13 protein-coding genes and 1 pseudogene are annotated in these 12,622 nt (G+C 38.2%); 12 read left to right on the top strand and 2 right to left on the bottom strand.

What is annotated here, in order from left to right; genetic code table 11:
- Positions 1 to 7 precede the first annotated feature (7 nt).
- The 5 genes from LQ203_RS06285 to LQ203_RS06265 all read left to right on the top strand — a co-directional run bounded on the left by LQ203_RS06285 (position 8) and on the right by LQ203_RS06265 (position 3,748).
- Positions 8 to 820 carry a dioxygenase gene (locus LQ203_RS06285; RefSeq protein WP_230156626.1) on the top strand — a complete coding sequence of 271 codons (813 nt, stop codon included), beginning with the start codon at positions 8 to 10 and terminating at the stop codon, positions 818 to 820.
- Between the two features lie 225 nt (positions 821 to 1,045).
- Complete coding sequence (locus LQ203_RS06280; RefSeq protein WP_230156624.1) at positions 1,046 to 1,204, top strand: hypothetical protein; 159 nt, start codon at positions 1,046 to 1,048, stop codon at positions 1,202 to 1,204.
- 75 nt (positions 1,205 to 1,279) lie between these two features.
- The gene (locus LQ203_RS06275) at positions 1,280 to 1,420 is read left to right on the top strand and encodes a hypothetical protein (protein WP_230156622.1); all 141 of its coding nucleotides are present in this window, start codon (positions 1,280 to 1,282) and stop codon (positions 1,418 to 1,420) included.
- A 151-nt stretch (positions 1,421 to 1,571) separates the two neighbouring features.
- Positions 1,572 to 2,912 (top strand): MFS transporter, encoded by a 1,341-nt coding sequence (locus LQ203_RS06270; RefSeq protein ID WP_230156620.1) that lies wholly within the window; start codon positions 1,572 to 1,574, stop codon positions 2,910 to 2,912.
- Between the two features lie 29 nt (positions 2,913 to 2,941).
- Positions 2,942 to 3,748 (top strand): sugar phosphate isomerase/epimerase family protein, encoded by an 807-nt coding sequence (locus LQ203_RS06265; protein WP_230156618.1) that lies wholly within the window; start codon positions 2,942 to 2,944, stop codon positions 3,746 to 3,748.
- Between the two features lie 194 nt (positions 3,749 to 3,942).
- Here the strand turns inward: LQ203_RS06265 and LQ203_RS06260 are convergent, their stop codons facing one another.
- Entirely contained in the window at positions 3,943 to 4,113 is a 171-nt protein-coding gene (locus LQ203_RS06260) for a hypothetical protein (protein ID WP_230156616.1), read from the bottom strand.
- Positions 4,114 to 4,293: 180 nt separating this feature from the next.
- Here LQ203_RS06260 and LQ203_RS06255 point away from each other — a divergent pair.
- Both LQ203_RS06255 and LQ203_RS06250 read left to right on the top strand, forming a co-directional pair.
- Positions 4,294 to 4,398, top strand: a pseudogene (locus LQ203_RS06255) (IS1595 family transposase); the annotation flags it as partial.
- A gap of 357 nt (positions 4,399 to 4,755) precedes the next feature.
- Positions 4,756 to 5,157: an SgcJ/EcaC family oxidoreductase gene (locus tag LQ203_RS06250; protein WP_230156614.1), complete on the top strand. Its 402-nt coding sequence runs from the start codon at positions 4,756 to 4,758 to the stop codon at positions 5,155 to 5,157.
- Positions 5,158 to 5,390: 233 nt separating this feature from the next.
- Here LQ203_RS06250 and LQ203_RS06245 read toward each other — a convergent pair whose 3' ends face one another.
- Complete coding sequence (locus LQ203_RS06245; RefSeq protein WP_230156612.1) at positions 5,391 to 5,807, bottom strand: PaaI family thioesterase; 417 nt, start codon at positions 5,805 to 5,807, stop codon at positions 5,391 to 5,393.
- Between the two features lie 687 nt (positions 5,808 to 6,494).
- Between LQ203_RS06245 and LQ203_RS06240 the strand changes: the two genes are divergently transcribed.
- From LQ203_RS06240 to menC, 5 genes are all read left to right on the top strand, one after another.
- Positions 6,495 to 7,349, top strand: coding sequence for a MurR/RpiR family transcriptional regulator (locus LQ203_RS06240; protein WP_230156611.1), 855 nt, complete (start codon positions 6,495 to 6,497; stop codon positions 7,347 to 7,349).
- A 43-nt stretch (positions 7,350 to 7,392) separates the two neighbouring features.
- Positions 7,393 to 8,538 carry an amidohydrolase gene (locus LQ203_RS06235; RefSeq protein WP_230156610.1) on the top strand — a complete coding sequence of 382 codons (1,146 nt, stop codon included), beginning with the start codon at positions 7,393 to 7,395 and terminating at the stop codon, positions 8,536 to 8,538.
- Between the two features lie 22 nt (positions 8,539 to 8,560).
- Complete coding sequence (locus LQ203_RS06230; protein ID WP_290370535.1) at positions 8,561 to 10,045, top strand: amino acid permease; 1,485 nt, start codon at positions 8,561 to 8,563, stop codon at positions 10,043 to 10,045.
- 151 nt (positions 10,046 to 10,196) lie between these two features.
- Positions 10,197 to 11,027, top strand: a complete 831-nt coding sequence (locus LQ203_RS06225) for a GNAT family N-acetyltransferase (protein ID WP_230156609.1) — start codon at positions 10,197 to 10,199, stop codon at positions 11,025 to 11,027.
- A 105-nt stretch (positions 11,028 to 11,132) separates the two neighbouring features.
- Positions 11,133 to 12,248 (top strand): o-succinylbenzoate synthase, encoded by a 1,116-nt coding sequence (menC, locus tag LQ203_RS06220; protein ID WP_230156608.1) that lies wholly within the window; start codon positions 11,133 to 11,135, stop codon positions 12,246 to 12,248.
- Positions 12,249 to 12,622 lie beyond the last annotated feature (374 nt).

Genomic DNA, 12,622 nt, shown 5'->3' with positions numbered 1-12,622 from the left:
AGTATATATGAAGAATCAAAAAGTAATCGATGTTTATAATGGATTGGTAGTTAAATTTAAGGAATTAGTTAGTGAATATGAAATTGATCATAATGAATATCAAGCTCTTGTTGATTGGATGGATCAATTAGGCAGGTCAGGGGAAATTCCGTTGTTTATGGATGTTTTCTTTGAAACTCATGCACTTCAAGAAATGTATAAAAGCGTCAAAGGAACTGAACCAACTATTCTAGGGCCTTATTACATTGAAAATACGCCAGTCGTTCAAAATCCAGGAGTATTGCCACAACGTGAAAATGAACCAGGTGACTCCCTTTACTTTTCAGGATCTGTGAAAGATGTAAATGGAAATCCGTTGGCAAATACAAAAATCGATATGTGGCAGGCAGATGCAAATGGTGAATACTCATACTTCGCTGAAGGTATTCCAGATAATAATTTACGTGGTGTTTTTTATACAGATGCGAATGGTAATTTTGAAATTAAAACGGTTGTACCGGGTAATTATTCAATTCCAACAGATGGACCTTCTGGTCAGTTCTTAAAGTGGATTGATCACCATTCATATCGTCCAGCACATTTGCACCTGTTATTCCAACCGGAAAATGGTGATAGATTAGTAACACAAATTTATTTTGAAGGCGATAAATATTTAGAAAATGATGTTGCACAAGGTGTTCGCGGAAGCTTAATTACGAAGTTAGATAAACATTCCGGTGCAGAAAAAGGAGTGAAAAATGCTTATTTTACGGCTCATTTAGATTTTGAACTTAGATTACAAGACAAACCTGTTTTCAATAAAGCTATCGTGAACAACTAATCAATCGTAAGAATAGGCAGGCAAAGAATCTCGAAAAAAAGGTTAGTAAATATACCTATGAATCCAACGAAAGTGCCTAAGTGGGTACTGAAAATGAAAGAAGTTTGCTAATGAAACAACTCCACTCTTCACTATCTGATTTTTCCGATATTTTCCGAGCTCCTATATTGGAACTCGGAAAATACATTGAAAACAGATATTTTTAAAAAGGATGGGAGGCGGAACATGCGTAGTGTAGTTGCAACGGATATTATTGCTGTCAGTGAATTTAACCGCTTTCATTTACTTGTTTTTCTTTGGTGTTTTTATGCCATAGCTTTCGACGGGTATGATATTGCGATGTATGGTGTGGGTTTGCCATGGATGACCGATGAGTGGGATTAAACTATAGGCAGGATTGGCTCAATTCTCGCTCCTACTATAATTGCCTTTCTTCTGTCAACAGGCATGAATCCTAAGGTGGCTTTTGCTACATTTGCCCTACCAAGTATCATCGCAGCGATCGGTTATATTCTGGTACAAGAAAAACATGGATCTTTTGACAGGGTAGTCAAGGAGGATAATGAAGAGGTAGAATCAGAGAAGACTGTAACGATCTAAATAAATGATTCACAATTCTGAATACAATCCCTTGTATGTGTACTTTGCAACAAGGGGAGCTGATATTGCAGGAAATATACAAGCATTTAAATAGTAGAACGATGTACTAGAACGATGTACTAACGAGAGCAGTAGGTTAGGGGGAAAAATATTGAGCTCAGAATTAAAGGCAATAATAGAAGATCGCACTTCGGAACTGACAACGGACAGATCAAAAAAAGGAAAAACGAAAACTGTTCGATGGTTTATCTTATTTCTAATTGCTTTAGTCACTTGTATTAATTACATCGACCGTGCCATCATTTCGCTTGCGGCTCCGAATATTCAAGCCGATTTACATATAGATCCGGCTTTGATGGGAATCATATTTTCCGTATTCGGCTGGAGTTATACCTTCACCATGCTATTTAGCGGCTACTTTCTTGATAGATTTGGTCCAAGAAAGGTATATGCGGTTTCCCTCATATTTTGGTCTGTGTTTACATTCTTGGTAGGAACCGCGAAAAGTATATCGTCACTGATTTCATATCGAATAGGGCTGGGTGCCTTTGAATCTCCCTCCATACCTACTAATGCCTGGTGTGTATCCGAGTGGTTTCCGAAAAAAGAACGGGCTACTGCAGTCGGGATTTATACGGGAACCCAATATATAGGGTTGGCCTTCCTGACTCCAGTTTTTACTTGGATTATCATATCCTTTGGGTGGAATTACCTTTTTTATATCGCTGGAATTATAGGGATTCTAATTGGATTGGTTTGGTATGGATTCTATCGCAACCCTAGGGAACATAAGCGTATTTCCCAAGAGGAGCTAGATTATATCAGAGAAGGCGGAGGAATGATCGGTACCGAAGAGCAGCATCCTTTTTCTTGGAAACGAATTGGTCAACTGCTAAAACACCGTCAAATTTGGGGAATGTTCATCGGACAATTTTCCATTCAAACTACTTTGTTTTTCTTTATGACTTGGTTTCCCTCCTATTTGATTGATGAAAAGGGAATGACGATGTTAAAGACCGGAATTTATGCAAGTATCCCATACATTGTAGCGATACTGGGAACTCTTATTGGCGGCCGATGTTCCGATTGGATGATAATACGCGGGTTATCAACCGGAATGGCACGTAAACTGCCCATTATTATCGGATTGTTACTTTCTTGTTTGATCCTCGGGGGGAATTATACGAATTCACCAAACATAGTCATCACCTTTATGGCAATAGCATTCTTCGGACAGGGGATGGCCTCAACTGTCACCGGTGCCCTTTTAGCTGATATTGCCCCGAAAGGCATGGTAGGCCTAACGGGTTCCTCACTATATTTTGTAGCCAACATTGGCGGGGCATTATCTCCGTTAATCGTCGGTTTAATCATTAGTATGACACATTCTTATGCAGCAGCGCTAACCTTCATATCCGTAGTGGCCCTGATTGGCGCTTTTGCGTATATCTTCCTACTCGGAAAAGTCCAGCGCATAGAAATCACGGAATGAAAAAATAAAAGGAGAAAGGCGGAATTACATTGAAACTGAGTTTATGTACTACAGGATTTAAAGAATGGGATATAGAGGAAATAATAAATTGGCTGCTTCCATTGCAAGCGGATGTTAAAGGACTTGAATTATGGAATAAACATATCGAACGTTTTCAGGAGAAGCACGGACCACTGGACAAATTAGTCCAATTACTTGAAAACAATGATTTACAAATACCTTCCATTAGTGGATATACGACTTTTTCAAAACTCTGGAACCAAGAAGAACATCAAAACGAAATCAATCAAGCAAGAAAATTGTTGGATATGGCTCATCAATTAAACTGCCCATTAATACGGACGTTCGCAGGGCATATAGCATCTAGGAATGCCTCACCAGAGCAATGGTCGGAAACGGCTACCGAATTAAATAAATTAGGGCAAATGGCTGATCTCTATGGAGTGGATGTAGCAATAGAAATTCACTATGACTCCTTTGCAGATAACCTCGAAGCCATTCATAAGCTTTTAGAAGATATCAACCATCCACGGATAAAACTGATTTTCGATGGTGCTAACTTATACGTTGATCAATTAAATCCGAAGGAGGTATTGGAATCCATTTTCCCCCATATAAGCCATGTACATTTAAAAAATTATCATTACAATCATAAAGAGCGTTATAAAAACAAACCAGCACCCATTTTTAGTGGAGATGTCGACAATGTGAACTTACTGGAAGAATTGAGAAAGAGCAATTATGCAGGCTTTGTTTCTTTGGAATATTTTGGTCAGGAAGGAATGCCTAACTTGCTTGCCTCATTGGAACAATGGAAACAACAACTGACATTTTGATTCAATGTATTTTAGGTATCTACTCGTTGGTTAGATAATTACTTGTATTGGTTCCGATTTCTTCAATTAAATAAGAAATTGCCATACGAAGAACAGATAACTTCTTTGTTGTTAGGGTATTGTAGGAAATCAAACTATTCAACAGTAGAAGAGTTAAGAATTGCATAAGATAAGACCTCATTTTGAGGTCTTAATTAGTCATTATCAAGGTCTTTATCAAGGAAGGAAGGCTTCTTTTCTTCTTTGATTCCTAATTTCGCCTTTATCTCTGATAAATCTCTTATTATGGTCTGTGTATTTAACCAAGCTGCAATGGAAGCAAAAATAGCCAAAACTAATACAATTATGATTAAAACATTAACCACCAATATCCCCACCTCAATAAATGTCTGGTTTTTACTAATCTTCCTATAAAACGATAGACGATATTAAAAAATATGTCTAAAACCACAATGTTTTAGAAAGGCTGTTTTCGTATAGATTGTTGTTTTTTCCACATTCTAATTGACCGTTGATATAATCCGTTTTATAGGAGGCGTTTAGTTATGTGGGAAAATGTATACGAAGGTTTCAACGAATTAACTAAGTCACAGCAAATGAGTTTATTTGAGGCATTAAAACAAGTTTTGTTTCCAGAAGAAACTAATAGAAAAGTCAAATCTATTAATAATACTTTGGTCTGAATATTGCACAAAATATTCTTTTTTCAACTTTTAGCCTCCTTCAAGGTCTAATCCTTTTAAACCCTTACTATTACGTTATGCAGCAATTGTCTCCGTTAATGAAAAAGTACTTTATTCTACAATCCGGCTCGTTTGTTTATTAAAATCACTTATATTTTACCATAAAAATGCAAGTGATTTGTTTTTATCCTGAGAGCAACAATCTTTTAGAAAACAGCCTTTAGAATATAGGCTTTCATTTTAAGAGCAAGATATACCAAAAATGCAGTCGAATATATTAGTATAAGAGGGGACACATTTACGAGGTTGATAAGGAGGGTGATTATGCAAAATCATGAGCTGGAACAAGTCATAAAAAATGCAGATAGGGCAATAAATAACGAGGACTTTGATCATTTAATGGATTTCTATTCAGAGGATGCAACTTTAGTTGTCAAACCTGGAACAATCGCAAAAGGCAAAGAAGAAATACGACGGGCATTTGTTTCTATTGCTGATTACTTTAATCATAGTTTAATCGTCAATCAAGAAAAGATGGCAATCATCGAAACGGGTGATACGGCATTGGTTGTGGCAAAAGCCCAGCTTAGTGCCAATCAAAAGAATGATTCCAAGTTCTCCATGGAAAGAACCGCGACATATGTATTTAAAAAAGATTCCATAGGTACATGGCGTTGCATAATCGACAACTCTTATGGTACTGAAATAATTGAAGAATTAAAGTAATGAGTGAAAGCCGCCGTATTAGGTGGCTTTTTCTTTAGAGATGACAAGGAAGTGATTAGTGTCGAAGCGGGAAGCTTTAAGCCTTTCCTTCAAAGTTCTCTAATTCCAAGAAATAAGTTGATCTAGTTAAAACTAGTGTAGAGATTGTATCGAATGATCTAAATGGATTTGCTAGATTAATTGGTAAAGAAGCATGTTACGAAGGCTTTTTTCTGCAACATGCTTTTAATCCTTTAAAGGACCATAACTGATGACACAACGCTTGCCACTTTTTTATCATTTTGAAATAATTCAGCGAGTACATAAGCTGTTTTTTTTCCGATTCGATCTACTTTTGCTTCAACATGTACGTCTCCTAATCCTACTGGCCGATGAAAGGTAGTATGTAAATCAATTGATGCGAAGGATTGTCCGATACTTAATTTTGAAGATATAGCATAAGCCATTATAATATCTGCGGCCGAAGTGACAAAACCACCCATTGCTACACCGTTACCGTTAATAAACTTTTCATCTACTTTCCATACACCTCTTGCTATTCCATCCTCTGCATAATTTGCTTCAATCTGTAACGTTAGATCACAATTCGGAGGTTGTTTCCCCTCCGTTATAACTTGTAAAAGTTCGTGTCCTTTAAGTGATTTCCCCATTAAATTGCCCCCTTTGAATAAGTTGAAACTATAATACAAAATATTCTAACATATATATTTATTTTACATGTCAATGAAGTTGTTAACTTTACAAAAAAAGTAAATGAAAAATGAAGGAGTGAAGGGATTTCTGAAATCAACTGGAATGTTCTTTGAGGATTTGTAAAATATGCCCGTTGATATCCGCTCCAGGTACGCGCTTTTCGCGAGAGTCTCGAACACCCGCTCCAATCAAAATTGTTTAAAAATTCAGACAGAAACCCTTTTGTCTAAAAAAGGGGGTGAATGGTCTCATCTCGAACGATGATTTAAAACAACACTAGATTACCCTTCATCTTTTTTTTACTTTTTAATATGGATGAAACCTTCATTGGATTGAAGAAATTTGCGACACTCCTGCCGAATAACTGGCTTGGCAGACAGTCGGCGGAAAGGGAGCGAGAGTCTGAATACAACTGGAATGTAAAATAAAAAACTGTAGCAAAATGGCTTTTCTTCGAATTTGTCTAAAGTCTACCTTGTTATAGTCTTTTTTTTGCTGCTTAAATTTGAAATTAATAATTATCAAAAGAATCAAAAAAATCCTTCTTTTTCTAATTTAATTATGATAGTGTATAAATTAAAGAAGGATTACCTTCACCATTTTCTTATAAAGAAGTATTTAATTCATCAGAGAGGGGTTATATTTTGGAACATCTTCCTTTTAAATTATTAGTAAAGGAAAAATTCGACCATTTATCGGCAGGTCAAAAAAAAGTTGCCGCCTACTTGATAGAAAATTTGGATGAAGCCGCCTTTAAAACGGCGTTTCAAATTGGGCGGAAAGCAGAGGTTAGTGAAACGACGGTCATTCGGTTTTCCTATTCATTAGGATTTGAAGGGTTTAGTAAAATGCAGGACAGAATTCAAAAACAGCTCCTGCATCAAAATCAACTTGACATACCTGATGGGGATACCATTCTCCCTATTGATGACATGCAAGATCCATTTACCAAAGTGATAGAAAACGAAGTTCATATTTTAAGACATCTATTAGATCATACGAATGTTCAGGATATATGGAAGGCAGTCGATGTCCTGATACAGGCTGATCAAATATTAATTGCCGGGCATCGGATTTCCCATGCCGCCGCTTATTGGTTCTCCTATACGTTAAGTTCATTAAGGGAAAATGTAAGTTTATGTTCACCAACAGGTGACTTCTATGAAAAGTTTTGTAATCTCACTAACAAGTCTGTAATAGTAGTTTTTTCCTTTCCAAGATATGCGAATGAAATATTAAAAGTTGCAGAGTGCGCAAAAGAACATGGGGTTTGTTTAATCGTGGTTACAGACCGCCTCCTGTCACCTGTTGGCCGTATCTCTGATATTGCCCTGACAACTGAAGAAAATGCAGAAACAGGAACCAATTCGATTGCTTCCGTTATTAGCTTATTGGACTTGGTTATTGCAGGCATCCATGAAAAAGACGCAAAAAGGATTCATACCCATCAGCAAAAATTAGAAAGGCTATATTCAAACTATGAAGTGTTTAATGAATGATTTTTTAATCACGTTAACATTCATGTAAAGGAGGTGAATCATCATGAACCCGATTCAATATATTGAACAGCATCAAGAATTATTGATAAAGTCCTACCTTGACCTTCACTCATTGGCTGAGCCAAGCTGGCAGGAGGAACGAACGTCTGACTACATAGTAAAATGTCTTAAAAAAGCGGGCTTAACCCTGAAAACATTTCACAGCCATTATGGAATCATCGCTGAGATTCCAGGCCACTCAACAAAGGTTGTGGCATTGAGGGCTGATATGGATGCGCTTGTTCAGGAGGTAGATGGAGTGGTAAAGGCCAATCATTCATGTGGACACGATGCACATAGCACAATGGTTCTATATACAGCGTTGGCCATTGCCTCCAGCGGAATGCGGCCTAAACACACTCTCCGTTTTATATTTCAGCCTGCTGAAGAAAAAGGAGAAGGCGCTCTTCAAATGATCAATGATGGCGTATTGGAGAATGTTACATACTTATTCGGGGTACATGTAAGACCCAGTACGGAGGTTCCTTATATGAAAGCTTCCCCCGTCATTGTCCATGGCTCCGCCGTAACAATAAGGGGAACAATCAAAGGGATTCAGGCCCATGCATCCCGTCCGCAAGATGGAATAAATGCAATTGAGGCAGCAGCTTTGCTTGTCCAAAAAATACAGCAGCTTAACCTGGAAACCGAAATTCCGTATTCCGTCAAAATGACTCAAATTCAAACAAACAACAAAGCATCAAACGTCATCCCGGAAACTGCTGTCTTTGCAATTGACGCCAGAGCTCAGTCAAATGATGTAATGAATGAACTAAATAGCTTAACAAAGGAAGCTATTGACCAGACAATGGTGCAAACTGGTACATCCATCTCCTGGTCTGCGGAAGAATTTGTCCCAGCAGCGACCATGCATGAAAAAGCCATAAAGCTGGCTGAAATCGCAATAGGAGATATCATTGGGACGGAAAATGTCGTTCCAGTTTGTGTTTCTCAAGGTGGAGAGGATTTTCATTTTTATACAGCCCAAAATCCTGATATAACAGCAACAATGATTGGATTAGGCTGCGATTTAACTCCTGGTCTGCACCATCCCGATATGAAATTTAATTTACAAGCCCTTATTTATGGAACGAAAATATTAATTAACACAGTAATACTGGCGGCGGAAGAAGAGAATTTTTCACTATAAAAATCTAATGAAGAGGTGTTTCATGAAAAATACCGCACTCGCATCACAAACAGATGTCCAAGCAGCTTCTGATGGAAAACAACTGGAGCGCAAGCTCAAACCAAGGCATCTTTCCATGATTGCAATCGGCGGAACCATTGGAACGGGACTATTTTTAGCGAGCGGTTCCATCATAAATACTGCGGGGCCTGGAGGAGCTATAGCTGCGTATATAATTGCCGGGATCATGGTTTTCTTTCTGATGACAAGCTTAGCGGAAATGGCCGCCTTTATTCCTATTACAGGCTCATTTAGCACCTATACATCAAGGTTTGTCGATCCGGCTTTGGGATTTGCGATCGGATGGAACTATTGGTATAACAATGCAATCGTAGTCGCACTGGAATTAGCAGCTTCCTCCCTGATTATGAAATTTTGGCTGCCTTCTGTCCCGGGCATCATTTGGAGCGCATTATTTCTTGCGATCATATTTGGCCTGAATATTTTATCGGTAAAAGGGTATGGAGAATCAGAATTCTGGTTTGCCATTATCAAGGTTTTGACGATTATCATTTTTATTGCAGTAGGATTATTAATGATTTTTGGAATAATGGGCGGTCATGCTGTAGGTTTTGAAAATTTCACCAAAGGGGAAGCGCCGTTTAATGGTGGCTTTTTATCCATTATTAGTGTCTTTATGGTGGTTGGATTTGCTTTTCAAGGCACCGAGTTAGTAGGAATTGCAGCCGGGGAGAGTGAAAACCCGAGAAAAAATATTCCCAAGGCTATTAAGCAAATCTTCTGGAGACTCCTCTTGTTTTATGTATTAGCGATCATTGTGATTGGATTTTTAATCAGCTATAACGATCCGCGTTTGTTAAGCTCGGATATTGAAGATATTGCGGTAAGTCCCTTCACTCTAGTTTTTCAAAACGCAGGGCTTGCCATCGCTGCCTCCGTTATGAATGTGGTCATTCTTACTTCTGTTCTTTCAGCAGGCAATTCCGCCATGTACGGAGCTTCTCGTGTCCTTTGGGTGCTGGCGAAAGAAGGAAAAGCCCCTTCGTTTCTAAAAAAAGTGAATGCAGGCGGCATTCCAGTGAACGCTGTGTATTTTTCTACCATCGTTGGGATGGCAGCTTTTCTAACCTCTCTTTTCGGTGAAGGCACTATTTATACCTGGTTATTAAATGCTGCAGGATTATCCGGCTTTATATCCTGGTTAGGAATTTCGATTACACATTTTCGTTTCCGGAAGGCGTTTATTGCACAAGGAAGAGATTTGAAAGATTTGCCTTATGTATCAAAATGGTATCCATTCGGTCCGATATTAGCCACAATTTTATGTGCTACGGCTATCCTGGGACAAAATTACTCTGCTTTTTTCGGCCCTGAGATTGACTGGTATGGAATATTAATTTCTTATATCGGGCTTCCTTTATTTCTCCTGGCTTTTCTAGGCTATAAAATCGTAAAGAGAACAAAAATGATTCCATTGCAAGAAGCTGATTTCAGTAATCAGGAATGATTTCTTTGTCAAAAAGATAGGGAAGTCCGACATTTTATATTAAATAAGGGGTAAAGTGCCTAGCCCGACAAGCGAACAGCCGTTTAACTAACTTGACCAGCTTATGGTTGTTGGCAATCAAGGCGCTTAGGATTTTCTTAGGAGGTTGACCATGACGAAAACACAGGAAATTGTAATTCGTTCCCTTCATCGAATGGAAGAACTTGAGGACGTAAGAAAGCTAGAATCTAACATTTGGGGGGATACTGATTCAATCCCCTCACACCAAACTATAACAGCAGTGAAAAACGGTGGTTTGGTTTTAGGAGCTTATTGCGAGGATCAGCTGATTGGATTTCAATACAGCTTTCCGGGTTTCAATGGTAAATCAGCCTATCTTTGTTCACATATTCTAGGCATAGATGGGCAATTTCGCAACAAAGGAATAGGGGAGAAGCTAAAACTAGCACAACGTGAAGAAGCGATAAAGCTCGGCTATTCCCTTATTACCTGGACATACGATCCCTTAGAAAGTATTAATGGGTATTTAAATATAGGCAAGCTTGGTGGGGTCTGTTCTACATATATCCCAAACTGCTATGGTGAAATGGAAGATCTATTAAACAGTGGAATTCCTTCTGACCGCTTTCTTGTCGAATGGCATATTGGCAAGAAGGAGACAACGGATTCTAGAGGACGGGGAATCGCGCAGGACTATATGATAGAGAACTCGCTGATTCAATGGGATACCATTGAAAAGGGCTTGCCGGTTCCTACTGTCACTCTTCCGCTGCCTGAACAAGAATGTGATATAGCTTTTGTGGCCATTCCAAAAGATTTCCGAACAATACGAGACACAAATATTCAAGCGGCCAATGAATGGCGAATGAAAACCAGGGACATTTTTACCGATTTATTTCAGCAAGGATGGCAGGTAATAGATTTTATAAAGAATCCCATGACGGAAATTCCCATTCAATTTTATGTGCTCTCAAGGAAATAATCCTGTAAGAGTTTTTATAAAGTAATATCAGGATGCTGTTTGCATGTAATAAAAAAATGGTAGGACTGCTATTTTAACAGTTTTATCAACAAAGGAGATCTCCCAGTGAAAATTAAACAAGTTATTTTAAGGCATCTGAAGCTTGATTTGCTTGAACCTTTTACAACTAGCTTTGGGACGGAATACGATAGGGATTTTATCCTTGTAGAAGCCCAAAGCGATGACGGCATTTCCGGATGGGCAGAATCTGTTGCGATGCTCGACCCTCTTTATAATGAAGAGACTTTAAAAACAAACTGGCATATACTCGAAGATTATTTAATTCCAATAATCCTAAAAAACGAAATCCAGCATCCTGATGAAATCTCTGAAAAATATTTCAAGCATATTCGCGGCAATTACATGGCAAAAGCTGCTATAGAGGGTGCAGTTTGGGATCTATATGCGAAAAAGCAAAATGCTTCTCTTGCGAGTGCGTTAGGTGGAATAAAAAAGAAAATTGAAGTGGGGGTGAGCATTGGAATAAAGGACTCGATTGATTCGACTCTGGATATGATTGAAACTTGTCTCGGAGAAGGCTATAAACGGTTTAAACTTAAAATCAAACCGGGCTGGGATGTTGAATTAATAGACAAGGTCCGAAAAGTATATCCTGAAATTCCTCTAATGGCAGATGCAAATTCAGCTTATACCTTACAAGATATAGACCGGTTATCCGCCTTGGATGATTTTAATTTAATGATGATTGAACAACCGCTTGCCTATAACGATATCATTGACCATGCAGATTTACAGTCAAGGTTAAAAACACCTATTTGCCTGGATGAAAGCATTCACTCATTGGAAGATGCTAGAAAAGCTATTAAATTAGGAAGTTGTAAAATTATTAATATTAAGATTGGCCGAGTCGGGGGCTTGACTGAAGCTAAGAAAATTCATGATTTATGTCTTAAACATGAAATTCCACTATGGTGTGGGGGGATGCTGGAATCAGGAATAGGAAGAGCGCATAATATTGCCATCACTTCCCTGCCAAACTTTACCCTTCCTGGGGATACCGCAGCTTCCTCCCTCTACTGGGCAGAAGATATTATTGAACCTGAAGTTACGGTAGACAACGGAATGATCATGGTTCCAGAATTGCCCGGAATTGGCTATGAACCAAGTTTGGAAAAAATCAATAAATATACTATACACAGTCAAACATATAATTTGAGTTAGAATAGAGTTGAAAGAAACGCATAGGGTAGTTCCTTGTTTCAATATCTATTTTCCTTACATAAAGGCATGATTCCTAAAAAAAGGAGCATGTCTTTTTTGAACACAAGCATGAAGTACTGGAAATGCTATGACAAAGGTAGAGTCTGCGGCCAATCTGCCAACCCAACTACTAGAAATAGAATGGCTGGCGAAAAAAACTAAGTAAAGACTGCTATTCCAAAAATTTTGAGTCATAGATTGAGATTAAATGTGATGGAACCCCTTAACATCAAAATAATGATGCAAAAAAGTCAGTTTCAACGTTCATTCATGTGAGAAAAGAGTATGCGAACGTTTACGAACATACATTTCCTTAAACAAAAAAATAAGGGATT

Source organism: Peribacillus sp. Bi96, assembly GCF_918698115.1.
Lineage (GTDB): Bacteria > Bacillota > Bacilli > Bacillales > DSM-1321 > Peribacillus.
Note: the sequence above shows the minus strand (reverse complement) of the source record. Positions and strands in the feature narration are given on the sequence as shown.